Origin of the sequence: Parasedimentitalea psychrophila (assembly GCF_030285785.1) — a bacterium.
Classification (GTDB): Bacteria; Pseudomonadota; Alphaproteobacteria; order Rhodobacterales; family Rhodobacteraceae; genus Parasedimentitalea; species Parasedimentitalea psychrophila.
Window position 1 is genome coordinate 2,391,180 of sequence record NZ_CP127247.1, and the last position, 24,645, is coordinate 2,415,824.

At 57.4% G+C, this 24,645-nt stretch carries 28 protein-coding genes and 1 tRNA gene; 18 read left to right on the forward strand and 11 right to left on the reverse strand.

Translation table 11 applies throughout. The features are described 5' to 3' along the window. The first annotated feature begins 114 nt into the window (after positions 1-114). The 7 genes from QPJ95_RS11600 to QPJ95_RS11630 all read left to right on the forward strand — a co-directional run bounded on the left by QPJ95_RS11600 (position 115) and on the right by QPJ95_RS11630 (position 8,327). Positions 115-408 carry a hypothetical protein gene (locus QPJ95_RS11600; RefSeq protein WP_270920453.1) on the forward strand — a complete coding sequence of 98 codons (294 nt, stop codon included), beginning with the start codon at positions 115-117 and terminating at the stop codon, positions 406-408. A gap of 80 nt (positions 409-488) precedes the next feature. Beyond that, positions 489-833 carry a hypothetical protein gene (locus QPJ95_RS11605; protein ID WP_270920454.1) on the forward strand — a complete coding sequence of 115 codons (345 nt, stop codon included), beginning with the start codon at positions 489-491 and terminating at the stop codon, positions 831-833. Between the two features lie 67 nt (positions 834-900). Beyond that, complete coding sequence (locus QPJ95_RS11610; protein WP_270920455.1) at positions 901-1,161, forward strand: hypothetical protein; 261 nt, start codon at positions 901-903, stop codon at positions 1,159-1,161. Between the two features lie 953 nt (positions 1,162-2,114). Beyond that, positions 2,115-3,044, forward strand: coding sequence for a UDP-glucuronic acid decarboxylase family protein (locus QPJ95_RS11615; RefSeq protein WP_270920456.1), 930 nt, complete (start codon positions 2,115-2,117; stop codon positions 3,042-3,044). Positions 3,045-3,209: 165 nt separating this feature from the next. Beyond that, positions 3,210-4,088, forward strand: a complete 879-nt coding sequence (locus tag QPJ95_RS11620; protein ID WP_286018278.1) for a glycosyltransferase 61 family protein — start codon at positions 3,210-3,212, stop codon at positions 4,086-4,088. A 283-nt stretch (positions 4,089-4,371) separates the two neighbouring features. Further along, positions 4,372-5,931: a long-chain-fatty-acid--CoA ligase gene (locus tag QPJ95_RS11625; RefSeq protein ID WP_270920457.1), complete on the forward strand. Its 1,560-nt coding sequence runs from the start codon at positions 4,372-4,374 to the stop codon at positions 5,929-5,931. A 110-nt stretch (positions 5,932-6,041) separates the two neighbouring features. Continuing rightward, positions 6,042-8,327 (forward strand): glycosyl hydrolase family 28-related protein, encoded by a 2,286-nt coding sequence (locus QPJ95_RS11630; RefSeq protein WP_270920458.1) that lies wholly within the window; start codon positions 6,042-6,044, stop codon positions 8,325-8,327. Here the strand turns inward: QPJ95_RS11630 and QPJ95_RS11635 are convergent, their stop codons facing one another. Both QPJ95_RS11635 and QPJ95_RS11640 read right to left on the reverse strand, forming a co-directional pair. Then, positions 8,328-8,810, reverse strand: a complete 483-nt coding sequence (locus tag QPJ95_RS11635) for a HugZ family pyridoxamine 5'-phosphate oxidase (RefSeq protein ID WP_270920459.1) — start codon at positions 8,808-8,810, stop codon at positions 8,328-8,330. It lies immediately after the preceding gene. 25 nt (positions 8,811-8,835) lie between these two features. Beyond that, entirely contained in the window at positions 8,836-9,501 is a 666-nt protein-coding gene (locus QPJ95_RS11640) for a hypothetical protein (RefSeq protein ID WP_270920460.1), read from the reverse strand. A gap of 164 nt (positions 9,502-9,665) precedes the next feature. Here QPJ95_RS11640 and QPJ95_RS11645 point away from each other — a divergent pair, with 164 nt between their 5' ends. Both QPJ95_RS11645 and QPJ95_RS11650 read left to right on the forward strand, forming a co-directional pair. Beyond that, positions 9,666-9,986: an antibiotic biosynthesis monooxygenase family protein gene (locus QPJ95_RS11645; RefSeq protein WP_270920461.1), complete on the forward strand. Its 321-nt coding sequence runs from the start codon at positions 9,666-9,668 to the stop codon at positions 9,984-9,986. Positions 9,987-10,377: 391 nt separating this feature from the next. Then, entirely contained in the window at positions 10,378-10,785 is a 408-nt protein-coding gene (locus QPJ95_RS11650) for a universal stress protein (RefSeq protein WP_270920462.1), read from the forward strand. 149 nt (positions 10,786-10,934) lie between these two features. On the opposite strand, the gene QPJ95_RS11655 is transcribed toward QPJ95_RS11650, so the two are convergent. The 3 genes from QPJ95_RS11655 to uvrB form a co-directional block, all read right to left on the reverse strand. After that, positions 10,935-11,405: an aminoacyl-tRNA deacylase gene (locus QPJ95_RS11655; RefSeq protein ID WP_270920463.1), complete on the reverse strand. Its 471-nt coding sequence runs from the start codon at positions 11,403-11,405 to the stop codon at positions 10,935-10,937. Between the two features lie 137 nt (positions 11,406-11,542). Then, positions 11,543-12,166: a hypothetical protein gene (locus QPJ95_RS11660; RefSeq protein WP_270920464.1), complete on the reverse strand. Its 624-nt coding sequence runs from the start codon at positions 12,164-12,166 to the stop codon at positions 11,543-11,545. Positions 12,167-12,392: 226 nt separating this feature from the next. Then, entirely contained in the window at positions 12,393-14,588 is a 2,196-nt protein-coding gene (uvrB, locus tag QPJ95_RS11665) for an excinuclease ABC subunit UvrB (RefSeq protein ID WP_270920465.1), read from the reverse strand. 173 nt (positions 14,589-14,761) lie between these two features. On the opposite strand from uvrB, the gene QPJ95_RS11670 reads away from it, so the two are divergent. The 3 genes from QPJ95_RS11670 (at position 14,762) to QPJ95_RS11680 (ending at position 15,815) form a co-directional block, all read left to right on the forward strand. Continuing rightward, a complete protein-coding gene (locus tag QPJ95_RS11670; RefSeq protein ID WP_270920466.1) occupies positions 14,762-15,073 on the forward strand; it encodes an ETC complex I subunit in 312 nt (103 codons plus the stop codon). Beyond that, entirely contained in the window at positions 15,074-15,550 is a 477-nt protein-coding gene (locus QPJ95_RS11675) for a GNAT family N-acetyltransferase (protein WP_270920467.1), read from the forward strand. A gap of 187 nt (positions 15,551-15,737) precedes the next feature. Beyond that, positions 15,738-15,815 (forward strand) — tRNA-Arg (locus tag QPJ95_RS11680). A gap of 26 nt (positions 15,816-15,841) precedes the next feature. Here the strand turns inward: QPJ95_RS11680 and QPJ95_RS11685 are convergent. From QPJ95_RS11685 to QPJ95_RS11705, 5 genes are all read right to left on the reverse strand, one after another. Next, entirely contained in the window at positions 15,842-16,843 is a 1,002-nt protein-coding gene (locus tag QPJ95_RS11685) for a tyrosine-type recombinase/integrase (protein ID WP_270920468.1), read from the reverse strand. Between the two features lie 38 nt (positions 16,844-16,881). Further along, positions 16,882-17,130, reverse strand: coding sequence for a DNA-binding protein (locus QPJ95_RS11690; protein WP_270920469.1), 249 nt, complete (start codon positions 17,128-17,130; stop codon positions 16,882-16,884). Beyond that, the gene (locus QPJ95_RS11695; RefSeq protein ID WP_270920470.1) at positions 17,127-17,783 is read right to left on the reverse strand and encodes a hypothetical protein; all 657 of its coding nucleotides are present in this window, start codon (positions 17,781-17,783) and stop codon (positions 17,127-17,129) included. Before QPJ95_RS11695 ends, QPJ95_RS11690 begins: the two co-directional genes overlap by 4 nt. Positions 17,784-17,840: 57 nt before the next feature. Beyond that, a complete protein-coding gene (locus tag QPJ95_RS11700; RefSeq protein WP_270920471.1) occupies positions 17,841-18,113 on the reverse strand; it encodes a hypothetical protein in 273 nt (90 codons plus the stop codon). A 447-nt stretch (positions 18,114-18,560) separates the two neighbouring features. Then, the gene (locus tag QPJ95_RS11705; protein ID WP_270920472.1) at positions 18,561-18,830 is read right to left on the reverse strand and encodes a hypothetical protein; all 270 of its coding nucleotides are present in this window, start codon (positions 18,828-18,830) and stop codon (positions 18,561-18,563) included. A gap of 389 nt (positions 18,831-19,219) precedes the next feature. Here QPJ95_RS11705 and QPJ95_RS11710 point away from each other — a divergent pair, with 389 nt between their 5' ends. Together QPJ95_RS11710 and QPJ95_RS11715 are read left to right on the forward strand one after the other, a co-directional pair. Continuing rightward, positions 19,220-20,611, forward strand: coding sequence for an SIR2 family NAD-dependent protein deacylase (locus tag QPJ95_RS11710; RefSeq protein WP_270920473.1), 1,392 nt, complete (start codon positions 19,220-19,222; stop codon positions 20,609-20,611). 91 nt (positions 20,612-20,702) lie between these two features. Then, positions 20,703-21,026: a hypothetical protein gene (locus tag QPJ95_RS11715; RefSeq protein ID WP_270920474.1), complete on the forward strand. Its 324-nt coding sequence runs from the start codon at positions 20,703-20,705 to the stop codon at positions 21,024-21,026. 193 nt (positions 21,027-21,219) lie between these two features. On the opposite strand, the gene QPJ95_RS11720 is transcribed toward QPJ95_RS11715, so the two are convergent. Beyond that, positions 21,220-21,891 carry a S24 family peptidase gene (locus tag QPJ95_RS11720; RefSeq protein ID WP_313860125.1) on the reverse strand — a complete coding sequence of 224 codons (672 nt, stop codon included), beginning with the start codon at positions 21,889-21,891 and terminating at the stop codon, positions 21,220-21,222. 259 nt (positions 21,892-22,150) lie between these two features. Between QPJ95_RS11720 and QPJ95_RS11725 the strand changes: the two genes are divergently transcribed. From QPJ95_RS11725 to QPJ95_RS11740, 4 genes are all read left to right on the forward strand, one after another. Further along, a complete protein-coding gene (locus QPJ95_RS11725) occupies positions 22,151-22,474 on the forward strand; it encodes a hypothetical protein (RefSeq protein WP_270920476.1) in 324 nt (107 codons plus the stop codon). After that, positions 22,474-23,112: a hypothetical protein gene (locus tag QPJ95_RS11730; RefSeq protein ID WP_270920477.1), complete on the forward strand. Its 639-nt coding sequence runs from the start codon at positions 22,474-22,476 to the stop codon at positions 23,110-23,112. Before QPJ95_RS11725 ends, QPJ95_RS11730 begins: the two co-directional genes overlap by 1 nt. Before the next feature lie 183 nt (positions 23,113-23,295). Beyond that, positions 23,296-23,880: a hypothetical protein gene (locus tag QPJ95_RS11735; protein WP_270920478.1), complete on the forward strand. Its 585-nt coding sequence runs from the start codon at positions 23,296-23,298 to the stop codon at positions 23,878-23,880. After that, positions 23,877-24,554, forward strand: a complete 678-nt coding sequence (locus QPJ95_RS11740) for a hypothetical protein (protein WP_270920479.1) — start codon at positions 23,877-23,879, stop codon at positions 24,552-24,554. Before QPJ95_RS11735 ends, QPJ95_RS11740 begins: the two co-directional genes overlap by 4 nt. Positions 24,555-24,645: the final 91 nt, after the last annotated feature.

The following is a 24,645-nucleotide window of genomic DNA, read 5'->3' on the forward strand; positions in this document are numbered from 1 at the left end:
ATTGTATAAATACTTCAAGTTAAATCGTTTCGGTTCACTTAGGAGTATCGAAGTATCGAGCTCGGATGGAGGTCGCTAAGCAATTTTGTATGATATTACATTAAGAGATTGTTTTTGCAATTGGTGAAGTGCCGCAATATTTGTCAACGTACAGAACGACATACATGGCAAAGTTCTCTGAATAAGTTCTGGTTCGGCACCATGGTGTTGATAAACATCGCGGCGCAGCGAGGCGATGTTGGCTGTGGCTTTATTGCCGGGCTGGTCGCGCAGGGCGCCTTGCTGGGTGGCAAGTGCTGGGCGAACCCGGACCTCAACGCCGCCGCCAGCATCCAGAACGGGCAGGTCTGCTTCTACTTCGACTTTACACCGCCTTTTCCGGCCGCGCTGGCTTTTATGAGTGGCTGACGCCTGATGTGGCACCTGCCGGGGTTCTGTCCCTGGCGCGTTTCACCGGGTGGTCAGAGGCAGAAATTACAGGAATGCGGGTGACCCGCGTTGGTGAAACTTTCGGCAGAATGACCTCGAATATTGGCCGCATGGGGCGTCGCATGGGTGTTGGCCTGACCGCCGCCAGAGTGGGTATTTTTGCCCTGACCACTTCAACCGCGGCCTATGGTGACACTGTCGCTAAAACAGCCGGCAAACTGAGAATCGCCTTCGAGGCGCTGCAGGAATACCGCTTTGCGGCCGAACACCCCTCAGATGCCATTTGTGACTACTGCAGCGAATGGCAGCAAGAAAGGGGGCGTTGCATTCATTGGCTGTTTATGGATCCAGAACCAAGGCCCTCAGCCCATGGTGCTTGGAGAAAATCGGTGTGCAAGGTATGAACGTGTAATACTGACCTACGGAGCCTGCATTCGGGTTATAAAACAAGCATGAAATGAGGGACACCAGATGAATCTCGAGAAACTTTCAAAACGAGTGAAGCAAGAGCTTGAAGTTGCGCTTTCCGCCGATCTTCCGGCCACTGAACGGGAGGCGATTTTTGAAATCGTTCAGCGAGCGATGCTCGACGCGTCCAGTCGCACACACCGCGAGATGAAAGAAACTGCAGTTGTCTGCTGTGGCCCTGAGGCCGATCTAGCCCACAAGATTCAAGAGCAAATGGACAAAAAACGCGCTATGCTAATTGCAAACTTGAGCGCTATGCGTTGACGTGACGCTGATGGCTTGGGCTTTGCCCGCGTAAAGCTAGCTAACGCGACTGTAGTGGTAATCAGCCCCCCGGCTGGCTCTTGGAGCCGTCGCGGCACCCTATGATTGATTTCTAAACGGCGGAATTTTCCGAATCTGAAATATCGGTGCTACGCGCAGAGAATGACCGGTTCCCGCCCATTCTAACAAGTCTTCGGCCAGCAGCATTGGGCGCTATATCTGTCCGGTAAACTTCGGCGATGCGTCCGGAAGGCTGCGCCGCGCTATAACAAAGGTCAAAGCAGAGCCGATAGAGTAGGCGGTTGCTCCCTATCAAAGCGCTCTCGAAGGAACAACTTTAGACACCGCGCCTGCCACGAAATCAGCCCATGACTGCATCAGGATCCTGCAGCTATGTCCTGAAACTTGTCCGCATGCCATGTGGTGTGGCGCCCGGCGCAATTTTACGAAGCACCTTGGCGACCGCGACATCAGAAACTCCCACAGATTGGGTCGCCGCTGCGTTTGCTATCGCTGCGGCGCAGATGGGCGCGCAGGCCTGATGGGTGATCCAGTTGATTGCGGATCATAGGGTGCTGATGGGTCAGGAGATGTGGTCGCAGTCGGATACGGCACCAACCTGCGAAATTACCCCGTCCCGCTGGCCAGGGGGCGGTGGGCAGGCCAGGGAAGCGGCGGTATCGCCACCGATTAGTGTGTTGGAATCCTGCGAAAAAACGCTGAGTAACTCAGCTTTAAACTGACACTTTGGCTTCGACTTCCATTTTTACTTGTGATTTAGCTGCCGGAACGGAAATTTTCGTTTCCTTCAAATAGTTTACCACAGGTGTCACTCTATGCCGCAGGCAGCAGATAACAATGATTTTGGCGCGCAAACATTGCAACTTTCGAACACTGCAGCAGCGGCGAAGAGCAGCGCGCCCCAACCGGCAGTTCGAAACAGAAGGATTCTGGTGACAGGCGGCTGTGGGTTTATTGGGTCACATCTCATTGATCGTCTGATCGAGGCGGGTCATGAGGTGCTATGTGTCGATAATTTGCTGACCGGCAACAAGCAAAATGTTGAGCATCTGCTGGGTCATCCCCGTTTCGAGTATCTGTGCCACGATGTGACAAACCCGCTGCATGTCGAGGTGGACGAGATTTATAATCTGGCTTGCCCAGCATCTCCGGCGAAATACCAGCGCGATCCGCTCCACACCATGAAAACCCTGGTGTTGGGGGCAATCAACATTCTCGATTTGGCCAAGCGTCTCGATATCAAAGTATTGCAGGCTTCAACCAGCGAAATTTATGGCGATCCGAAGGAGCATCCGCAACGGGAAAGCTATTGGGGGCATGTGAACCCGCTTGGGCCCAGAGCCTGTTACGATGAGGGAAAACGCTGCGCGGAAACGCTGTTCATGGATTATCATCGACAGCTCAATGTGCAGATCAAAATCGCTCGTATATTCAACACCTATGGGCCGAGGATGAGTATTGATGATGGGCGGGTGGTCTCGTCTTTTGTGCTTCAGGCCCTGCAAAATGAGGACATCAGTATATTCGGTGACGGCTCTCAAACGCGGTCCTTTTGCTATGTCGAGGATATGGTGACCGCGCTGATCGACCTGATGGGGACCGGACCAGAGGTGACTGGGCCGGTTAACCTGGGAATGCCGCATGAAATCCCCGTTGTGGAACTGGCGCAGCAGATTTTGACCAAAGTCGGGTCACAATCCAAAATTGCCTTCCGCCCGCTGCCAGTGGACGATCCTCGGCAACGTCTGCCCGATATTTCCCTGGCCCGCGAAATTCTTGACTGGCAACCGCAGGTGTCTCTCAAGGACGGGCTTGACCGGACGATCACCTATTATCGGGGTCGCTTGATTGATGCGGCTTGAAGACGGTGCCGGGGCGGTTGCTGGCGAAAAAGAGATCTTGAAATGCTAGCGTCAATTCGTGATTTCCTCACGCGGCCCGAGCTTGTCATAGAACCGAATTTTGACGGGGTGCATCTGAGCGCGCTGAATCGCCATGGTTCGGTTCAGCATTACTATCACTTCATGATGGGTTTCGTCGTACCGCTGGTCCATGTCTGGCCCGAGGTCGTTGCCAGGGCCGCGGGGCGACCGATCTATGTGCGCAGCTGTGCTGTGATGGACCCGATCCTAAAGGCGCTTAAGCTAGAGGGACTGTGCATCCTTCCGCTATCGAAACACCGGTCGCTAAAGCAAAATGCCAAAAAGCTACGCAAAGCCGGGCATCGGTTGGATTATGTATCGGTGCCGGGCTTCGACACGCCTGCTGAATATGATGCCGAAGTATTTTTGGAAGTGCGGGCTAAGTTATTTGATCAGCTTGCCGTCGAAATCGCGGCAGAGCGGGTTTTGCTGGAGCCGATGTTCAAAGGAGATGGGCCAAGGGTTATCATCATCGACCGGTTGCCGCCTGACCCCTTCTACAGCTCCAGAGATTGTGAATCGAAGGGCGCGGGCTCCGAAAGGCGTTCGGTTGAAAACATGAGCGAGTTGGCTGATCTGGCGCGTAGCCGGTTCACTTCAGTGGCAGTGGTTACGCTGGAAGGGCGAAGCTTGGCATATCAGATGGCCATGTTTTCCATGGCTGATATCATTGTTGCGCAACATGGCGCTGCCTTGGCCAACCTGCTTTGGGCGCGCAGCGGTGCCAATGTTGTAGAGATCCTGTCGAGCAGGCATATCGGGCATAAATTTGTCCCGTTCTTTTTCTCGGATCTATCGGCAGCAATGGGGCTTCATCATGATGTAATTCACCAACCCAGCGACCACGGCCCTGTCTGCGTGAAAGATTTTGCTGTTCTGATGGATGCACTTGCGCAGTCACATGATATTTGCCCCGGTCACCTGATACAGCACTCCGGGACTGTGGCTACAGGAGGTGGATTTATCCCGCAGAACAGACCGTGAGCACAGCCAAATGCTGCGCCGCCCGCCGATGTCCGGTTGAGCGAGCCGCTCGTTCGCTTCCCTGACGGTACTGCGGGCCGAAAGCGCCGGTTGACGGATCTGGGAAACATTCCCGAATGGCCCGCCATGATGTCGTTTGCATGGTGAACTGTCCGCGACCTAGGGTAATCACTCGGAGAACCGCTAGAGGTCTTGCCGCTGTATTTGAGCCGTTGACATGGCGACAAGGAACACCGCAATCTATCGCGACACAAAACACGCAACAGGCTGAAAGGTCAGGCAAATGCAGATTTCATCCCTCCTCAGACGGGCCGCTCAAATCAACCCGGATGGCATTGCCACGATCTTTCAGGAGCGCCAGCAAAGTTGGCGCCAGATGGCGGATCGGGTGGCCCGGCTGGCGGGCGCACTGCAGCTTCTGGGCATGGGGCCCGGCGACCGGGTGGCACTGCTGTCGCTGAACTCGGATCGGTTCCTTGAGTATTTCTATGCCACCGTCTGGGGTGGTGGGGCGATGATGCCGATGAACACCCGCTGGGCGCCGGCCGAATGCGCCTACGCGTTGAACGATGCCGGTGCCGAGATCTTGCTGGTGGACGATGCCTTCAAAGACGCAGCCTTGGCGATCAAGCCGCTGGTGCCGGGGCTGAAGACAATTGTTTACTGCGGCGATGGTGACACCCCTGCGGGCATGGAAAACTACGAGGACATGCTGGCGGCGGCTGAGCCGGCGGTAGATGCCGGGCGCGGCGGCGATGATCTGGCGGGTATCTTTTATACCGGCGGCACCACAGGCTTTCCCAAGGGGGTGATGCTGTCGCATACCAATTTCTATGTCGGTGGCGTGTCAAACGCGCATGAAATGAACATGCGCGACGGCACCGTCTATCTGCATGCCGCGCCGATGTTCCACATTGCCGATCTGATCTGGTTCACCGCCCTTACCTTTATGGCCGGCACCCATGTGGTGATCCCGACGTTCACCCCCGATGGGACGCTGGAGGCGATTGAAAAACATCGCCCTAGCCAGACCCTGCTGGTGCCGGTGATGCTGCAAATGATCCTGCGCAGTGACAAGCTGGCCAATACTGATATTTCGTCGCTGACCCAGATTGCCTATGGGGCGTCGCCGATCACGGAATCTGTTTTGATCGAGGCGTTTGGGAAATTCCCCAATGTGGCGTTCCTGCAGGCCTTTGGCCAGACCGAGCTCAGCCCGGTGGCGACCATTCTGCAAACGGATTATCATGTGCTGGAGGGGCCAAAGGCCGGCAAGCTGCGCTCGGCTGGGCGGCCGACACGGGTCTGCGAAATCCGTATCGTGGACGAAGACAACAATGAACTGCCGCAGGGCTCTGTGGGCCAGATTTCGGTCAAGGGGCCAATCACCATGCTGGGCTATTGGAACAATCCCGAAGTCACCGCCGAGACCATCCGCGATGGCTGGCTGCTGACGGGCGATGCCGGCTATATGGATAGCGAAGGGTTCATCTTTTTGATGGATCGGCTGAAGGATATGATCGTCTCGGGCGGCGAAAACGTCTATTCCGCCGAGGTGGAAAATGCGCTGGGGCAGCACCCGGCAGTGGCCACCAGTGCGGTGATCGGTATCCCCAGCGATCAATGGGGCGAAAGCGTCCATGCCATTGTGATCCTGCATCCCGATGCCACGGTCACCCCGGCTGAATTGCAGGCCCATTGTCACCAGTTGATCGCCGGCTACAAATGCCCGCGAAGCGTTGAATTCCGCAGTGACCCGCTGCCGCTTTCGGGCGCCAACAAGGTGCTCAAGACCGAGTTGCGCAAACCCTATTGGCAGGGCCAGACGCGGCAGATTTCCTAAAACGGGGCAGGGCGTTGCGCAACTGGCGCACGCCCTGCTGGCGCTGAATTAACAGTGCCGCATTAAACCCTCTCTGCCAAACGCATCGGCGCCGCAGGAAAGGGTTTCCCATGAACAAAGTCATCACCGAGGGCATAGTATTGATGCCACCCGCATTCTCGGGTGGTCTGGATGTCTGGTCCAGTGGCGACGGCACGCCGGGGTCTGATACATACGACAATGCGGTGAACGCGGGTTTTGTGCCTGCGGATGCCGATTTTGGTGGCTGCCTGGAGCTGCAAAAGACCGAGGCCACCCAAAAACTGCGCCACATGGGGCAAACCCCGCTGCTGCCGGGATGTTACCTGCAGATCAAGGCGCGCATCAAAGCGGTCAGTGGCGCGCTGCCCAGCGTGCGGATCGCCGCCTGGGCTGGCGGCTCCGGCAGCAGCCATATCAGTGGGGTGGTGGAAACCGGCCCCAGCACCACGCTCACCAACTATGGCGAGGTGGTCGAGATCAGTGCCATTGTCGGCACCGGCGCCCGCGGCGGCGTCGATATGGCCTGGGGGCGCAATGCCAGTTACGGCCATATGGGGCTGGACCTGACCGGCGCCAGCGGCGGCGTGCTGCGGATTGATGATATCGAAATCACCGACATCACCAGCGCCTATCTGCGCGATATGCTCAGCCTGGTGGATGTCACCGATTTTGGCGCTGTTGGCGATGGAGTGAGCAATGATGCCCCAGCCTTTGAGGCGGCAGATGATGCCGCCGATGGTCGCCGTATTCTGGTGCCTGCCGGGGTGTTTCAGCTGGATGACACGGTGTCGCTGAACCACCGCGTGGTGTTTGAGGGCACCGTCACCATGGCCTCCGACAAGATGCTGTTGCTGACCAGGGATTTTGACTTTCCCACCTATGCAGCGGCCTTTGGCAACGAGGAGCTGGGGTTTAAAAAAGCGTTTCAGGCGCTGCTCAACAACGCGGACCATGAATCGCTGGATCTGGGAGGCCGCAAGGTCAGCCTCAGCGCGCCGATAGATATGCAGGCGGCAGTGCCCAACAAGACCAGTTACGCCACCCGCCGGGTGATCCGAAATGGCCAGATCGAGGCGCAGTCGGGGGCGGCCTGGGACAGCGTGACGGTGACCTCTCAGGCCACCTATGACCCCAATGACTCGCGCACGCTGTCATTGGTGGCGGACATCGCCAATGTCCCGGTAGGGGCCCTGGTCGAGGGCGCCGGGGTCGGCCGCGAGATCTATGTGAAATCAAAGAACACCGGCGCCGGTGAACTGACCCTGAATGCGCCGCTCTATGATGCGGCGGGCACACAGGTGTTCACCTTCAGGGATTTCAAATACATGCTGGATTTCAGCGGCTTCAGCGCGCTCAGCAAATTTGGCCTTACTGAGGTCGAACTGCAGTGCAACAGCCATTGCAGCGCCATTCGCCTGTCGCCGGCCGGGTCGGTGTTCAGCCTGGATCACTGCTTTATCTCCCGCCCCAAGGATCGCGGCATTTCATCGATTGGCACCGGCTGTCAGGGCATATTGGTCGACCATTGCCAGTTCCTGTCATCCGAGGAAGCCGAAGATGTCCCGGACCGCAGCTCGGTGGCGCTGAACGTCAACGCCAATGACGCCAAGCTGCGCAACAACCGGGTCACCAAGTTTCGCCATTTTGCCTTGCTGGCCGGGGGCAATAATACGGTGGCCGGCAATCACTTCTTTCAGGGAGATTCAGTTGCGGGTGGTGTGCGCACAGCGGGTCTGATCCTGGCCAGCACCTATTGTTCCACCACGGTGTCGGACAATTATATCGACAATTGCTTTATTGAATGGACCAACGAGCAGGATCCAACCCCGGATTTCACCTCCGGGTTTTCGTTCAGCTCACTGTCGATCTCGGACAATGTGTTCCTGTCGGGGGATGTGGCGCCTTGGTTCAGCTATATCGTGGTCAAGCCGCATGGCAGCGGCCATTTCCTGAACGGAGTCTCGGTGGGTGGCAATAAATTCCGCTCGATCAACGGCAACATCGACCGGGCTGAGCGGGTGGACACCAGCTTCTCCGGGCTTGATTTCAGCCGCTCGAAAAACGTGTTCTTCGCGGGCAATAGCTTCCACAACGTCGATGCCCTGGTGGCCAACCCAGCGCGGATCCGCCATGTGCAATCCTCGGCGGCCAAGACATGGACCGTTGATCCGGTGGATGCGCTGCCCTTTGGCGGCCGCTCGCGCGGGGTGGACAGTGTCATCGCGCTGGGACCGATCACCACCAGCGGCGGCTCAACCCGCCATGCCATGCCTTACGCCAATCTGGAACAGGGCAGCAATAAGGATCAGGTTGATCTGGTCTGGGAGGAATCGGTGAAGGGTGAGGTGCAACTGACCCTGCGGATGGATAAATGATCAGCCTTGGTTCAGGTCTTGCGGCGTCAGATGAAAGGCCTTGCCGAAGCCGCCGTTCAGATGGGCCTCGCGGATATCAAAGCGGACAAAGGCAAAATCGGCGAAGCCGATGTATAATTTGGCCTTGGGATGGTCGCGCAGGTAATGCGCGGCCAACGCGCCGTAGCCGTCATCCGCGTGACGCAGGAACGAGGCCCGGCAGATCAGGCTAAGACGCGGATGGGTCAGCGGGTCGCCCTTGACGCCGGGCTCCCCCACCAGCAGCGAACAGAGCGGATTGGCCTGCAAGGCACCGCTGTGCATCGACAGCGATGACACCAGGCTCAGCGGGCGGCCCTCGGGATCAACCCCAAAACCCACCCGTGTCACCAGTGGTGCGCCGCTGTCCAGCACCACCGCAAGTGCTGCAAATCGGGCCTTACTCATCAGGCTCTGCGCCAGAGCACGGGCCTGGTCGTCGGTGGGGCGGATTGGGCTGGTCATTGTGTCTTGGGTCCTCGTCGATGCTCTAGAACCTGTGCCACACTCCGACTTTGAGGCCAAGACTGCGTTGCGGGGCCACCCGATGCTCGAGGCCAATTAGCAGCTGAACCTGCTGTGGCAGCGGGATCTGCAGCGAAGGCGTGATGCTGTAGAACAGGCGCTGACCTGAGATCTTGGCGGTTTCAATCTGCAGCATCGGTCGCAGGCGTCTCTGCTCCGTCAGGCCTATGGTGGCGTCCAGTTTGAGGATCGGATCCGGGCTGGTTCCGCGCATTTCATAAGCGCCGTCGACCGCCAGCCAGCCCGGCCCCCAGGCGCTGTCAAAACCCCGGCCATAGGACAGTGTCAGCCGCTGCATCGGCCTCCATCGGTTCTGCGAATGGGCTCCGCCTAGGGCCAGTTCCGTTGCCAGATGGTGGCCAGAGGGCAGGAGTTCGAGCGGTATGCGGGCAAAGACCAGCGCATGCCCGGACAAATTATCGGTGTCATTCAGGTCGATGCCAAGTGTCAGCCCAGCAGACAGGCCAAAATCTCCATAAAATCCAAGTTCCGACGACCAGGCGCCAAAGCTGTGGCGCAAAGTGGCACTGGCCGCAGCAAAGCCGCTGCCCTGATCACGCATCCAGGCGCCGGCCCGGGCCGCGGTCGGGCCCAGAACCAAGAGCCAGATAAGGATAAAACCACGCAACATGACAAATAATCCCAGCGTCCATTGGGTGATACGCGCGGTTAACAAAAGGTTACTTTGTCGGAGCCGCGTGGCCAGTCGCCAGGGATTTAACGCACAGATTGCTGAAAACACTTCTGTTTGCGATGAAAACCCGGCTAGGCTGAAGATCTTCAACGGAGGAGCCAATGCCAACAATAGCCAAAACCGCTGATATCCAGACTGTCATCACGACGTTTGAAATGACCCCAGGCACCTGCCAGGACCTGCTGGACGCCCTGACCGCAGCCTATTCCGAGTTTATCTCGTTGCAACCGGGGTTCATCGCAGCGGGCCTGCATGTCAATGACGCACAGACCCGGATTGCCAATTATTCCCAATGGCAAAGACGCGAGGATTTTCTGGCCATGCTCCGCACCCCGGAAATGCGCCAGCGAAACCGCAAGCTTAACGGGCTGTGCCGCAGTTTTGAGCCGGTGATGTATGATGTCGCCGACACCTTCGGGTAACGGCGGCGCGTTTCGATGCCTCTCCTGCGGGGCTTCATCTGGCCAAAAATATCCCGGGGGTGAATTGGCCGCAGGCCAAAAGGGGGCTGGCCCCCATGCTGCCTTGCAGCCAGGCCCTGAAACCGCCTCTGAAACCGCCTCTGAATTCGCCTTGGATACCGGTGTGAGCCGCAATAAAACCTGACTGGCGACTGGGTTATTTGCTTGGATGCGCTATCTGTCAGAGGCTCGGATGCGCTATCTGTCAGAGGACAGGTCTCTGGCGGTGTTATGGGGCGGTGTGCCTGCTGCTAAATGCTTGGCCTGGCTCAAATAACCGGGTTGACTTGGATCAAGGAAACAGTCGGCATTTCGGCGCAGTCTGTGAGGAGAAAACACAAGGAGACCTTTGATGTATCACAAAATTCTGGTGCCCATTTCCTTTGATCCCGATCGCGATATCACCGGCGCCTTGAAACTGGCCAAGACCCTGTGCACCTCCGGTGGCGCGGTCACCCTGTTGCATGTGGTTGAGCACATACCGGCCTATGCCATTTCTTATATGCCGCTTGATTATCTGGCCCAGGCCCGCTTAGCGCTGCAGACCGAGCTGGACAGCCTGGCCGCCACTCTGCCGCATGCTATCGGTGTGGTGATCGAGGGCCATTCGGGACGCTCCATTCTGGATTGGGCTGAAACCAACAATCCGGATCTGATTATCATTGCCTCGCATCGTCCGGGAATGCAGGATCTGCTGCTGGGCTCCACCGCCTCGCAAGTGGTCCGCCACGCGGCCTGCGCTGTGCATGTCTTGCGCTAAATCGTGGCTGTTGAAATTTCAGCCCGCGCTTACATGATCCTGCCATAAGCGAGGATCATTCGGGTCCGCACAAAATATCAAGCGCCAGCTGCTTCTGAGCGGTTGGCGCTTGGCGTTGGCATCGGTTCGTGCACCGGTTCGTGCTCCGGTTAGTGCAGGGTGCAGAATGAGCCGTGCTTTGCCCCCTGCATCAGTTGGTCGAAATGCCGACCCTGCATTTCGACCAGTGTTTGGTGGTCGCCAGCCTCAAACCAGACCTTGTCGAGGCCCGACAGGCTGTTGTCGACGATGGTGGGGACGTCATAGGCCGCGCCGACGGGCGGCGCGGCGCCTAGGTTGCAGTCGTCAAATAGCATCTGGATCTCGGTTTCGGCGGCCAGCCCCAGGCGGCGATCCAGCATGGCTTGCAATTGGCTCAGATCCACATGGTGGTTCGAGGGCACAACGGCCAGAATTGGACCTTCTTCCATATGGATCAGGACCGATTTGGCCAGATGGTCGCCGGGCACATGCGCCGCTTCGGCGCAGCCACTGGCGGTGGCGGCATAGGGGTGGGCGATCATGTCAAACGGCAGACCCTGGGCCTCGAGGTGATGTTTCAGGCGTGCGGCAATGGTCATTGGCTTCTCCGTCGGGATGACGGGTGCCCCATGGCCGCACGGCTCATAAATCAGCGGCGCGGCCTGGGCGCCCTGAGGTTTCGAGTGGGGCTCCACTGTGCCCCTGTTGCCCGGTAAGGGCAAGCCCTGCGGCCGGATTAGAGTGACAGCTTGGTGGATTTGGCAAACACCAGCGCCAGGCGGATCAACCGGTTCGGCAGCATCAGCAGCGCCGAGCGCAGCAGGACCTTGTTGGAATTGATGGCATCGGCAATGCGAACATAGTGCGACTGGGTGTGCGAGGGCGCCCGCAGCAACATGGTCTGTGCCTGTTCCATCGCCCGTTCGGTGCGGGCCCGCGCGGCGGGAATTGCCTCGGGTTTGATGGCGACGTAGCTCTGCAGCATCCGGCGCTTCTTGGGCTTGGTCCGGTCGCGGTGCTGCGCGATGATCTGGTCCAGCTCCTGCTCGACGTGGCGCAATGCATCCTGCGCGTGGGAGTAGCTGAGGCGGCCGTTCAACTGGCTGACCGCAAAGCGGTAGGTCTTGCGATAGCAGTCCCAGCGATAGATCTTTTTCTCTCTGCGGCAGCGGCCGAAATCATTGGTCAGAATATTGACAATGAGCCGCGTGGTTCTGTTTTGCAGGCCGGTGCCCTCGTCGCCGCGTCCACCTTCACTGCCACCTTCACTGCCACCTTCGCCACCGCCGTATTCGGAGGCGGTCAGCGGCAAAGCAAGAAAGGGAATAATCAGAATGACACTTAAAAAATGCTTTAACATTACAATGGCTCCTTTGCAGTGAGCCTAGCATGGTTTGCCAGCCTGGCCCGCAGTTTTGCGATGGTTGGTGCTATTTGTGCCCCTTGGCGGGCGAGGCTGATCCGGCGGCGGCGGCGGAGGGCGGGAGTAATCCACCAATGCCCGTGCAAAGCACGGGCCGCGCCTGACCTTCCCCCCGGGAAGGCGCTTTGCGCCCACCCAAGGTCAGGCGCTGCCCTATTTTACACTAGAACTTCTTCTGCGACTTGCCCCGGTAGTTTCGCGTCCCACCTTTCCCCGCCGTGGACCGGCCGCGCGACTTCACTGCTGCCTCAGACGCCCTCGCAACCGCATACTGACGCGCCATTGGGTCGTCGGAAATCGTCAGGTCCACCGCCTCCAGCCGTTTGACCTCGTCGCGCAGGCGGGCGGCTTCTTCGAACTCAAGGTTCTCAGCCGCTTTGCGCATATCGGTGCGCAGCCCTGCCAGAACGGTCTCCAGATTGGCGCCGTGCAGCGGTTTGTCGATACTGGCGGTGACGCGGGACTGGTCGGTGTCGCCGGGGTAGAGACCGGCCAGCACATCCTCGACGTTTTTCTTCACCGTCTCCGGGGTGATGCCGTGCTTGATGTTATAGGCCTCTTGCTTGGCGCGGCGGCGGTTGGTCTCGTTCAACGCGCGCTCCATCGAGCCGGTGATCTTGTCGGCATACATGATCACCCGGCCTTCGGCGTTGCGTGAGGCACGGCCGATGGTCTGCACCAGCGAGGTCTCGGAACGCAGGAAACCCTCTTTGTCGGCGTCTAAGATCGCAACCAGACCACATTCGGGGATATCCAGACCCTCACGCAATAGGTTGATGCCGATCAGCACGTCAAAGGCGCCAAGGCGCAGATCGCGCAGGATCTCGATGCGTTCCAGGGTGTCGATGTCCGAGTGCATATAGCGCACCTTGATGCCCTGTTCGTGCATATATTCGGTCAGATCCTCGGCCATGCGTTTGGTCAGGGTGGTGACCAGGGTGCGCATGTTGTTGCCGGTGACAATGCGCACCTCGTCCAGCAGATCATCGACCTGCATTTCCACAGGGCGGATCTCCACCGGCGGGTCCAGCAGCCCGGTGGGGCGGATCACCTGTTCAGTGAACACGCCGCCGGTCTGCTCCAGCTCCCATTTCGACGGGGTGGCCGAGACAAACACCGATTGCGGCCGCATGGCGTCCCATTCCTCAAATTTGAGGGGGCGGTTGTCCATGCACGACGGCAGCCGGAAGCCATGTTCGGCGAGGGTGGTTTTGCGGCGAAAGTCACCTTTGTACATGCCGCCGATCTGCGGCACCGAGACGTGGCTCTCGTCGGCAAAGACGATGGCAGTGTCGGGGATGAATTCAAACAGGGTGGGGGGCGGCTCACCGGGGGCGCGGCCGGTTAGGTAGCGCGAGTAGTTCTCGATGCCGTTGCAATGGCCGGTGGCCTCCAGCATCTCCAGATCAAACTTGCAGCGCTGTTCCAGCCGCTGTGCCTCCAGCAGTTTGCCCTCGTTGACGAACTGGTCGAGCCGCAGCCGCAGCTCTTCCTTGATCTTGATGATGGCCTGATTGAGGGTCGGTTTGGGGGTCACATAGTGCGAGTTGGCGTAGACGCGAATCTGCTCAAATGTGCCGGTGCGTTCGCCGGTGAGCGGGTCGAATTCGGTGATCGCCTCCAGCTCATCACCAAAAAACGACAGCCGCCAGGCGCGGTCATCCAGGTGGGCGGGAAAGATTTCCAGGGAATCACCGCGCACCCGGAACGAGCCGCGCTGGAACGCCTGATCGTTGCGTTTGTATTGCTGCGCCACCAGATCGCCCATGATCTGGCGCTGGTCATAGGTCTCACCGGCCTTCAGATCCTGGGTCATGGCGCCATAGGTCTCGATGCTACCGATACCATAGATGCAGGACACCGAGGCGACGATGATCACGTCGTCGCGCTCCAGCAATGCCCGGGTGGCCGAGTGGCGCATCCGGTCGATCTGTTCGTTGATCTGACTCTCCTTCTCGATGAAGGTATCAGAGCGCGCCACATAGGCCTCGGGCTGGTAGTAATCATAGAAGGAGACAAAGTATTCGACCGCGTTGTCCGGGAAGAAGCCTTTGAATTCGCCGTATAATTGCGCCGCCAGTGTCTTGTTCGGGGCCAGAATGATGGCGGGGCGCTGGGTGGCTTCGATTATCTTGGCCATGGTGAATGTCTTGCCGGTGCCGGTGGCCCCCAGCAGCACCTGATCACGCTCGCCGTCGAACACGCCCTTAGACAGTTCGGCAATGGCAGTGGGCTGATCGCCGGCCGGTTCAAATGTGGTATTGAGCACAAAAGCCTTACCGCCCTCCAGCTTAAGCCGCTCGCGCACATCCGTTGACCCCATGCTGGGGGTGGAACTGTCGGAATGGGCATAGGGCATAAGTGGCTCTCCTGTCTGGTGGCGGATTTTGATCTGTTTTTGTTCTTGTTCAAGCGGATTCGTACGGATGTGGGCAAAGCCACGGAAATCACCGGCAATGTGAGGTAAAAGGCAGCTTGCCGCGCCGGGCGCTTTTGCGCATAACGGGTGCAGTGAATGAGCAGGAGACGGCAATGCAAGCGCGGATTTTCAAGCCAGCCAGAAATGCGATGACCTCGGGCATGGCACGGACACGCAAATGGGTGCTGGAATATGCCCAGGCCAACGCGCGTGAAGTTGACCCGCTGATGGGCTGGACCTCGTCCGATGACACCCAGACCCAGATTCGTTTGCGCTTTGACAGCAAAGAGGCTGCGGTGGATTATGCCGCTGCCCATGGCATTGACGCACAGGTTGTTGAACCCACGCCCCGCAAGGTCAATGTCCGCCCCGGCGGCTATGGCGAGAATTTCGCCACCTTCAGGCGCGGCGTCTGGACCCACTAAATGTCGGCATTTGAAATCAGGCTGGCGCCAAGCGGTGATCCGGAGGCGGCGCGGTTGATTCGCCGCCACCTTGCCCAGATGGCGGCGCAGTCCCCGGCTGAGAGCTGTCACGCCGAGGGCCAATCTGATCTGGACGCCCCGGATGCGCGGCTGTTTCTGCTGCAGCGCGGCGGCGTGGCGATTGCCATGGGGGCGCTCAAGACCCTTGCGGATGGGGCGCTTGAGCTGAAATCAATGCACACAGTTTCCGAGGCCCGCGGCAGCGGTGCCGGACGGGCGATGCTGCAGCATTTATTGACCCTTGCCCGCAATGAGGCTGCGACGGGGGTCTATCTCGAAACCGGCTCAAAGGATGAATTCATGGCATCGCGCCGTCTCTATGCGTCGCTTGGATTTGTCGAATGCCCGCCGTTTTCGGATTACCAGGAAGACCCCTGGTCGGTATATATGCACCTGGACTTGCACGGCGCGGTTTAACCCGTTGCAAAACAGCCCCCAAGCGGCCGGTGAACACCACCGGGCAGATAGAAATACCACCTACCATCCGATATCTGGTCGTATACCGTTGATTGTGAACGCATTTTTATAGGTGCATAGATGAGATGCGCGCCTCTTAGGTAGCAAGTTGACATCGCCGCAGTTTAACGACACTACAGCGACACGCGGGCCGTTAGCTCAGCTGGATTAGAGCAGGGAACTTCTAATTCTCAGGTCGGGGGTTCGAGTCCTCCACGGCTCGCCACTTCCCTTTTAAGGCATTGAAAATCCTCAATGTTTACGCTTGGTTTCGGATTGTTTTACAGGGTTCTGGTCTTGTTCTGTTCCCAAGAACGCTATTCGGCGTTTTGCTTTCCGGGTGTATGCCTCTATTTCGTTTAGTGTGGTGTGTCCGACCCATGCCTGCATTTGCAGCACAGACGCACCGTTTTCTGATAATTCGTTCATTCTATATTTGCGCAAACCATGTGCAGCGAGGTCCAGCAAGCCTGCCTCTGTGCTGGCAGCTGAGAACCATTGCGAGAAGCTTTTGTGCGAGCGTGGTTTTCCGTGAATGGTGGTTAGAAACACCATGTGCGTCGACGGGTAACTGAGAAGGGTCTCGCGTTCGTTCTCTAGTCCTAGAGCAGGGCACGTCCATGGAATATGTGCCAATACGTGGGTTTTCTGTTGCCTGAAGGTCAGCAGGCCATCCCGGTCAATCATGCCAGGTCCAAGCTTTACTGCGTCCACACAGCGAACGCCTGTCCATTGCAGAAGCTCACAGGCATGGCGCTGAGGTGTCTCTATTGGCCAGTGATCGCGGAACTTCCTCAGATCATCCCGTGTCCATTCTTTGTGCCCTTCGGATTTGGGCATTTTTTTACCCACTGCTGCACGGGACACATCGTCTGGGATTATTCCTTGGCCGGTCCAGAACCCGCAAAGCTTTCGCCAAGCCTTTAGCCGGGATCTGGCCACAGATGGGGTCAGCGGGTCCAGATCTGCGTTTATGTGGTAGGAGCGAAGTCCTGCCATAGGGGCTTTGCCTCGGGCGTCTCTGATTGCTTCGACATGGCGACGGATAACAGGGCGGTATGAATCTGTAAGGTCGCGGTAAGATCCGGACTTCAAGTAGGTTTCGCATCCGGCACCGATCGAGCCGGGTTTGGCACGTGACTTGGGTTCTGGCGTCTTCTGTTCTTCAATTGACCAGGCTGTAATGAATTTAGGGTGATCTTCGGGCACGTCGTTGGGCAATTCGGCGCGAGTGCGGCGGTGATACTTGTACATCGCCCCTCTGGATATAACCCTATGCACCCGTGGTAGCTTCATTTTTTAACACCAAAGGCGTCGTCACATTTGCTGACTGCCGCCTGTTCCTTGTCTTCGCCATCGTTTGGCTGGCCCTCATAGGGCAACTCATCCGCGTGGGCGTCAAGGTCAGAGCGGTCATATAGCCGCTTTGCGCCTTGTTCCTTGCGGGGAATTCCCAGCTTGCGCAGCATGCTTTCGGACACCCCGAGATAGGCTGCCGCCGCAGGGCTGGGCAGTAAACGGGGAATAAACGCATAACTCATGCTGTCATTTTCTCCATAGCGTATTCGCCCCATTGGCTGGCCATTGCCTTGGCGATTCCGGTGAAGGTCTTTGAACGTATTTTCCAGCGATCGGGGCCAGGTGATGCGCGGTGAATGGCTGACCAGCGTTTGTGCTCTTTTGTGCCACGATCAGGCGGGGTCAGGCAGTTTGTCGAGGTGAGTGCAGGCAGGCCGCGTAGATACAAGCCGGTGCCCTTGAACGCCTCTTCGCCGAACCACCAAGGCTGCACAGTCTGGGCGGCAGGCTGGAAGTTCTCGATCAGCGCCTTGGCATGTTTGTGCATCACTGGGTTTTCCACCGCTACACGCGGCACTGGCGCGTTCCAGCATGCCGAAAACAACTCGGCGCCATCATCCAGCTCGGCCCACATTTCGGCTTTGGTTCGCCCGGGTGGTGGCGTATGCAGCCATCGCACACCGCTGTTGCACAATCGGGTGCAGGGCGGGTGCATTACTACCAGCAGATCCCAGCCATCATTCAGCACATCGCGCACGTCGCATTGCATGTGGCGGTTGCTGCGATCGTCGGCAGGTAGCAGATCGCAAGACCATGCGTCGTGTCCTCGATCGAGGAATGCGCGACGAACCTCGCCCGAGGTCTCGCAGCCGATTAGAACGCGTAGGGATTTCATGCTGTCCTCCTGGTTTCCGTCGCTGTCCCTTCAATCGAGAAGGGCCACAAAGAGAGATCAGTGTTTTCCGCCAGCTCGGCGCATCCGGCGGATGCAGCGCCTCATGATGGTGTGCCGTTCGTCCACAAGCTCAGCCAAGGCAGCTTTCTTGCGCTCAATGCGAACATGAAGCTTTGCCAGTCGCCGGATCTCGATTTGGTTTGCGAAGTGAAGCCATGCCGCCCTCAGGCCAAATGGCTCTGTGGTGGTCGTGGCGTCACCTGCCATTTCGCGGCGCTGCTGTGCACCAGTTGCCGGTGTACAAAGGTTGGCTTCAATTTGTGCCGGCATAGCGTCCACTTGGGTTCCTCTGTTGGATGATTGGCGGGGACATGTTGGCGAAGTCCGTGAGTGGCTTTCGCGCGCCCTGCGCGACGCTCGCGCCGCTGGTGTGGGGAAAGGGCCGGGGGCAACTTTGACCCTTAGCCAAGTGGGGGCGATGAGGCCCGCAGGGATAGCATTGGGCGCAGCGGGTAGCCTTATGTGAGGGCGGAACTGCGACATGGTTTCCTCTTGTTGATTGATGCGCGGACGGGGAACTTTGGAGGAGGACTGACCCGTCCGCGCCACTCCGCGCAGTCGGGATGAATGCGCGGAATTCTGAAAGGCTGTGACCGGCGCTGTCCTCCTAGCGCTGTCCGACTTTCCTATTGGTGGTGCGGGGGTGCCCGCTGGCTGGCCTGCAGGGGCTGTTCGCGCCGGATTGCAGCACCTGCTTGAGTAACGCGGCGTGTCAGATCACGCGGCATGGCGGCGCTGAATCCTGTACCCCTGTTTGGCTGCATAGCTGCGCACGGTTTCACCAACCCGGATCAGAGTTTGGTCGATTGGCTCTGGCGCTGGTGATGGGCATCCTATCAGGTGCTGCGGGCGAAGGTACTGTGGGTCAAATCCCTGCCCGCGTGCGGCCTTCATTGTAGCCCAGGCAGCAATAAATAGACTGGTGTCGTGCAGGTGATCTTCTGGCGAGCCGACGATCCGGCGGGCAGCGTTGATAATGTCGTTCATTCAATCCTCCATCGGTTGATGTGATGATTGATAGTGGGGTAATTTTACCCCGTCAACACATTTGGGGTAGAAAAACCCCACATGTACTGATGAGTGACGCGCTGACAGCGATGCTGTTGTGAGTGAATGGCGCTGTTACGTTAGGAAAAACCCGCGCTGAGCGGACTTAGGTGCCATCAGTTGGTAGCTTGGTTGGATGACCGGTATCAGCCCATAGCGGCCATGGGCGTTCGACGGGTCGGTAGGGCGACAAGCAGACCTTCCCCGCAGGTGCGAGCCAGTTATGCCGCCAAGTTGGAAGCGCCTTTTGTTAACGGAGATTGGCGCTTGTATCAGCTTCATGGGTGATGTCATTCTACCGAATGCGACGATTTTGGACGGAGAATAATATGACGGAAAAAACATTGGTCGAACAGGAACCGAAACAGACCCGCTATGAGCGATACGTCGAGGAGATCACCGAAGACATCACAAACACTGTGCAAGAATTCGGAGTTCAGCCAATCCTCTTCGTCGGTTCAGGCCTCTCCAAGCGCTACATGGACGGACCTTCTTGGGAAGAGCTGCTCGCCTATCTCGCTGACAAGTGCTCGGCGATTGAAAAGGGGCTAGGCTTTTACAAGCAGTCCTTGGGCCATCCGATCCAGATCGGTCAAGAGTTCTCAAAGCTTTATCAGGACTGGGCGTGGGCCGCAGGCAGCAATGAATTCCCCAAAGTCATGTTCGGCGATGATGTCAACAAGCACTCATACATCAAATACAAAATAGTTGAGTTCTTCAAGGATCTCGAGCCGGAAGACATCACCGGTTTGAACGCCGGTTATCTGATTGAGATTGAGGCGCTGGCTAAGATTAAGCCGCATGCGATTATTACAACCAACTATGATGAAATGCTAGAAAAGATCTTCCCGGACCATGAGAGGATAGTCGGGCAACAGATTCTGCGAGGCCAGCAGGTTTGCATCGGCGAGCTTTATAAAATCCACGGTTGCGTGACGGATCATGACAGCCTCGTCTTCACGGAAGATGACTACGATGAATGGCAGAAAAAGAAGAAATTTCTCAGTGCAAAGCTTTTGACCTTTTTCAATGAGCATCCGCTAATTTTCATCGGATACAACGCTGGTGATCCGAACATCAAAGCTATCCTTTCAGATATAGATGAAGCCATCCCAGAGAAAGGAGGCGTGATTCCGAATGTCTACATCCTCCAGTGGGAACCTAGCCTAAAGGACGAAAGTTGGCCGGAGCGCGACAAAATCATACTAACGGAAGGCGGGCGCAGTGTCCGAGTTAAGATGATCGCAGCGTCGGATTTCAGCTGGGTCTATGATGCGTTCGCTGCGAGTCCCGCGCTTGAACATGTCAACGTGAAGGTGCTTCGCGCGCTTATGGCCAGATCGTATGATTTTGTCAGAAGCGACATCCCAAAGATGAAGATAGAAGCTGACTTCAAGATGCTGAACTCAGCTGTCGAAAGTCCAACGTCCTTTGCTAAACTTTTCGGCATTGCAAACATCAGCGATTTTAGCGCCGCAGGGGCACTCCACCCGTTGAGTCTCACTGAAGTTGGGAAGGCGCTAGGCTACAATAGCTGGAATTCAGCCAATGGCCTCATCGAGCAAATCTCGCAGAAAAAGGGGGTCAACATAAAGAAGACCGACAACCGTTATCACCGGGCAGAGAAGGTGAACAAAACAGTCTTTCATAAATACAGCGAAGACGCGATCGAGCTTTTAAGGAAGGAGCGCGACGGCGAAGAATATGAGGTGGACGTGTGAATTTCCAAGAGGGTAAATTATGGGGTGATCCTACATGAGGCTAGGAAAAGCAAAACTCAACCTTTGTCAATTTATCGTTTAGGATAAGAGAATGGTAAAACAGGTCATTACGCAAAGCGGAGTGTTCAGCACACTCACGAAAGCAAAAGCTTACTACAAAACTATTCGGGAAAACCTGGGCATAGAGGAGATACTGGTAGAACCGGAACGGTCCGACATTTTGGATATTTATCGCCGCTACTGCGATGCGACTAACTATCCCGCTGAGACTGCGGTGGATGTGATGGCACATTGGGATAATCGCAAGCGACCAGTCGGAAATTATATGCAAACCAAAGCGCTATTCATTGTGAAGATCTCAGGTGAAAGAAGTGTTTTCAGCATCGACAAAGCCCTCGAAGCTATTGCGACATAAGTTGCTCGGTGAGTGATTAGTGCGGCCCGAACGACAGCAAAGGGTCGCTGGCGCGACTTTGAAAAGTCCACTCCCTGCGCATTGCTGCCGTCCAGTGAAGTGGTCAGCCGAGGACAAAAGGCTCGAACTAGTCGTTCTCCCCGATGTGGCGAATGACTTGTATGGATGCTCGTTGCGTCCAGACGGGGGCTTTCTAGATCTTCTTGATCAGTTCTGCTGGCCAATGGAGGCGCACCTTGGCTGCCCATTTCAGACGTACATTCCACATATTGCTGGCGCTGGGGTTCAATGAAATTAGATGGAATAGCCCTGGCTCTTCACCTGGTTTGATCTGCTTGACCCAGCCCATACCGTTTTCGTCTTCACAGACACAGCGGTGGCCAATGTCGTCGAAAAGCACGGCGTCATGGCCATTCCGGGTGTAGAGTAGAAGATCCCCAGCGGAATAGACCGGCTCCATGCTGTCGCCCTCAATCTCAACGGCGACAATGCCATGTGGAGATAGGCCGGGCGGGCATTCAATTTGGGGGCCGTCGCCTTTCTCATAGGCGTCAAACACTGGCACCAGGGCTCCGGCGCCGACTCTGCCAGCTATCGCAATAGTAGGGCGTTTCGTTGGGGTCATCTGCCCTTCAAGGAAACCCTCGAGATTGGTGCCGAAAGATGCGGCTATCCGGACAGCGTCATCGACATTGGTGGACTTGCTTTTACCTTGGGCGAGATTCTTGAGCTGTTCATATGAGACACCTGCGTCCAGAGCGACTTGGCGCATTGATTTACTGCTGTTTTTGATAGCCGTGAGAAATGCGTCTCTGAAGGTTTGTTGCATGAGGGGTAAATTACCCCAATGTGAAGGCTTATGCATGGCGTAAATTTACCCTTGACCTGCGGGGTAAATTAACCCCCTTTAGCGACATGGAACAGTTTCTTGAAGATATGAAGACCTATGCTGATGCCGTAGGTCGAAGCCCACAGCACATTCTGCGCCAAGCCGTAGGTGCTAGCTGGTTGCAGTGGAGGTCATGGGTGGATGGGCAGTCGAGTCCAACGCTGAATACCGTGGACAAGATCCGCAAATACATGGGCGACAACCCAGCACCCGCTCCAATAGCGGAGGACGCAGCATGAGCCGCCCCCGTCTGACCCTGATTGTAAATAATGATCATTCATGTTCACAGGATGCGCCTCGCGCTGTGCAAAAGTCTTGGTCAAATAAGTTAGACCCATATGCGCTTAAGGCCAGTGCGGCTGAGTTTTGGTCGGGCTACTTTCGCTCTCGGTTCAACAGCCCGCGTGAGGTGGCGTTGTTCTGCGATGTCAGTTTCCAAACCGCGTTGAACTGGTGGGGGGCTGTGACTGCACCAACCAGCCATATCGCTTTGTTGGTGATGTTGACCGACCCGGACGCGCCCGCGTATTTCGCAGCTGAAATAGCGCGGGTGGCATAATGCAGAGAATGCAGCATGTGCAGCCGGTGTCGGTCGACGACCTTCCGGAATACCCGCTGACGTCAGATGACCGGCTGGACAGTCACTATTTTATGGTCTGGGAGCGCCGCCGCTGGCTCAATTCGGACATGCGCCTGAAAGGCACACCAGAGTGCCGGGCGCTGTATTTCGATCTGACTAACATCGCCTATGACCATTCGCCGGTTGGCACTTTGCCGGACGATATGGATGCGCTGGCAAAGATGATATTTGTCGATGCCTCCCATTTTAAGGCGCTGTGCGCGCTTGAATACGGGCCACTGCACAAGTGGCGGCGCTGCCTGTGCGAGGGGGGCGAGATCCGACTGATGCATCCGATGGTGCTGAAATCCCTGAATGAGGCCATCGCCCGCAAAGAGGACAACCGGGCTCGCAATGAGGCGGCCAATACAGCCAAGCGGTTGCAACGCCTGCGGGTCACAGTGGCAGGCTATCAGGTTGACCTGGCCAAGAATGATGCGGCGGTGCGCTGGATGGATGAATGGCTGAGCAAAGAGGGCTGCAACTATCGCGGTGGCGAGTGGATCGAGCGGGCAATGCGCGCCTGGTCAGATCACATGTTCGATCTGGGGCGGATGCGCGGGCAGGGACCGGCATGACTGTCCTGAACTGTCCGAGACTGTCCGAAAGACACTTCAAGACAGTCTCGGACAGTCTGGGACTGTCCTGCACGACAGGGACACAGACAGGGACATAACAAGACAGCAGGACAGTTACGCGACACAGCAGCGGTCCTGCCTGTGGATAACTCGGAATTGCTGAGAAAGAGTGAGGGCATAGAAATGGAAGCGATTGAGCAGGCAGCAGGTGAAAAGCGGGTGCAGGATGTGCTGATAGCGCCGCTGTTGGCGTTGGGGTTGGCCAGGCCGTCGATGCTGCGTCAGGCGGGGTTTGAGACTATGCTGAAAGAGCTGCGGCAGATGCTGGCCTATATGTCGGCTGACAATCTGGTGCGGTTGCGCGAAGAGGTGGAGTGCCGCCCGGGTGGCAAGGAGGGCGACCGCTTTCCGATCGCATTGAAGATCCTGAAATGGGCGCGGAAAATCCAGCAGCCAGAGGTCGGGCCGTCACCTTTGATGATCAACATCTTTCGCGACGATCTGGGTCAGGAGGCACTGGCCAAGGGCTGGGCGCCGGAGCTGCTGATAAACATCCGCGGTGCGCGCAAATGGCCGGGCCCGTTCACCATATCGAAGATCAAATTCAGCGCCGATGATGCCATGCGCCGGCTTCCGGATATCGAGATGCGTCTGGCGCGCGGTGATGTCATTTCAAAAGAGGATTTGGAATGGCGGAGCCAGCGCCGTGTCGCAATCCAGCGCTGCCAGGACATCGCCGACCAGACGCAGGCGCGGGGTGCCGCATGATGGGGATTGAGGGTTTGGACATAAGCGGCAAGGTCAGCCCGGTGGCGATCACCGCCGCGCGCACAGGCAAGCGCCAGATCGGGGTGTTGCAGCTGATCGAATGGGCGTTCCAGCGGGAGCACGCGAGTGTTGAGTTTGATGAGATCACCCGCGAGACGGGTGCGCGCCCCGGTGTTGATACCATCTGGCATCTGATGGAGAGCAAGAGACTCGGCTGTCGGGTCGATGGCGGTGGCCGATCAGATCCGCACCATGATGCCGAAATCGTTGCTTCGGCTCTGGCTGTACTGCCCGAGGTCTATGGCGGGCGCCGCATGGCGTTGCAGATTGCCGAGCTAGCCCGCGCCGGGCAGCGTCCCAATTGGATGATTGGTGCCAAGCACAGATGTGTTCCGCGTGAGTGGAAGCAAAACCAGCACGGCTGGCATTCAGCCACCGAACAATGTGGGTTTGTTGAAATGCTGCGGCGCGGTCGTATCCAACGGGTTGAAATGCGTTGCTGTCCGGTGACGTACATTGACACGGCCCGCGATGTGGCTGCGGCGCGACGGTGTTATCTTGACTGGTTTGGTGCGCTGTTAGAGCTGCGCCATGTGTTTCAAATCCACTGTCATATGACCTCGCATGTGGTCACCAATAGCATGCCGCCACGAGCGCCATGGAAAGAGGTTTGATGGAGACCGGGCAAAGGCGGGCTATGCAGGGCCTTCAGACCTTCACTCAGGATAGGCCATTGGGGCCCTATGCGGCCGTTCGCCAGCACTG

Excerpts from the sequence above, each read along its gene's own strand:
- QPJ95_RS11610 (WP_270920455.1), top strand. The coding sequence starts at position 901 with ATGAATCTCGAGAAACTTTCAAAACGAGTGAAGCAAGAGCTTGAAGTT.
- QPJ95_RS11620 (WP_286018278.1), top strand. The coding sequence starts at position 3,210 with ATGGGTTTCGTCGTACCGCTGGTCCATGTCTGGCCCGAGGTCGTTGCC.
- QPJ95_RS11625 (WP_270920457.1), top strand. The coding sequence starts at position 4,372 with ATGCAGATTTCATCCCTCCTCAGACGGGCCGCTCAAATCAACCCGGAT.
- QPJ95_RS11630 (WP_270920458.1), top strand. The coding sequence starts at position 6,042 with ATGAACAAAGTCATCACCGAGGGCATAGTATTGATGCCACCCGCATTC.
- QPJ95_RS11635 (WP_270920459.1), bottom strand. The coding sequence starts at position 8,810 with ATGACCAGCCCAATCCGCCCCACCGACGACCAGGCCCGTGCTCTGGCG.
- QPJ95_RS11640 (WP_270920460.1), bottom strand. The coding sequence starts at position 9,501 with ATGTTGCGTGGTTTTATCCTTATCTGGCTCTTGGTTCTGGGCCCGACC.
- QPJ95_RS11645 (WP_270920461.1), top strand. The coding sequence starts at position 9,666 with ATGCCAACAATAGCCAAAACCGCTGATATCCAGACTGTCATCACGACG.
- QPJ95_RS11650 (WP_270920462.1), top strand. The coding sequence starts at position 10,378 with ATGTATCACAAAATTCTGGTGCCCATTTCCTTTGATCCCGATCGCGAT.
- QPJ95_RS11655 (WP_270920463.1), bottom strand. The coding sequence starts at position 11,405 with ATGACCATTGCCGCACGCCTGAAACATCACCTCGAGGCCCAGGGTCTG.
- QPJ95_RS11660 (WP_270920464.1), bottom strand. The coding sequence starts at position 12,166 with ATGTTAAAGCATTTTTTAAGTGTCATTCTGATTATTCCCTTTCTTGCT.
- uvrB (WP_270920465.1), bottom strand. The coding sequence starts at position 14,588 with ATGCCCTATGCCCATTCCGACAGTTCCACCCCCAGCATGGGGTCAACG.
- QPJ95_RS11670 (WP_270920466.1), top strand. The coding sequence starts at position 14,762 with ATGCAAGCGCGGATTTTCAAGCCAGCCAGAAATGCGATGACCTCGGGC.
- QPJ95_RS11675 (WP_270920467.1), top strand. The coding sequence starts at position 15,074 with ATGTCGGCATTTGAAATCAGGCTGGCGCCAAGCGGTGATCCGGAGGCG.
- QPJ95_RS11685 (WP_270920468.1), bottom strand. The coding sequence starts at position 16,843 with ATGTACAAGTATCACCGCCGCACTCGCGCCGAATTGCCCAACGACGTG.
- QPJ95_RS11690 (WP_270920469.1), bottom strand. The coding sequence starts at position 17,130 with ATGAGTTATGCGTTTATTCCCCGTTTACTGCCCAGCCCTGCGGCGGCA.
- QPJ95_RS11695 (WP_270920470.1), bottom strand. The coding sequence starts at position 17,783 with ATGAAATCCCTACGCGTTCTAATCGGCTGCGAGACCTCGGGCGAGGTT.
- QPJ95_RS11700 (WP_270920471.1), bottom strand. The coding sequence starts at position 18,113 with ATGCCGGCACAAATTGAAGCCAACCTTTGTACACCGGCAACTGGTGCA.
- QPJ95_RS11705 (WP_270920472.1), bottom strand. The coding sequence starts at position 18,830 with ATGAACGACATTATCAACGCTGCCCGCCGGATCGTCGGCTCGCCAGAA.
- QPJ95_RS11710 (WP_270920473.1), top strand. The coding sequence starts at position 19,220 with ATGACGGAAAAAACATTGGTCGAACAGGAACCGAAACAGACCCGCTAT.
- QPJ95_RS11715 (WP_270920474.1), top strand. The coding sequence starts at position 20,703 with ATGGTAAAACAGGTCATTACGCAAAGCGGAGTGTTCAGCACACTCACG.
- QPJ95_RS11720 (WP_313860125.1), bottom strand. The coding sequence starts at position 21,891 with ATGCATAAGCCTTCACATTGGGGTAATTTACCCCTCATGCAACAAACC.
- QPJ95_RS11725 (WP_270920476.1), top strand. The coding sequence starts at position 22,151 with ATGAGCCGCCCCCGTCTGACCCTGATTGTAAATAATGATCATTCATGT.
- QPJ95_RS11730 (WP_270920477.1), top strand. The coding sequence starts at position 22,474 with ATGCAGAGAATGCAGCATGTGCAGCCGGTGTCGGTCGACGACCTTCCG.
- QPJ95_RS11735 (WP_270920478.1), top strand. The coding sequence starts at position 23,296 with ATGGAAGCGATTGAGCAGGCAGCAGGTGAAAAGCGGGTGCAGGATGTG.
- QPJ95_RS11740 (WP_270920479.1), top strand. The coding sequence starts at position 23,877 with ATGATGGGGATTGAGGGTTTGGACATAAGCGGCAAGGTCAGCCCGGTG.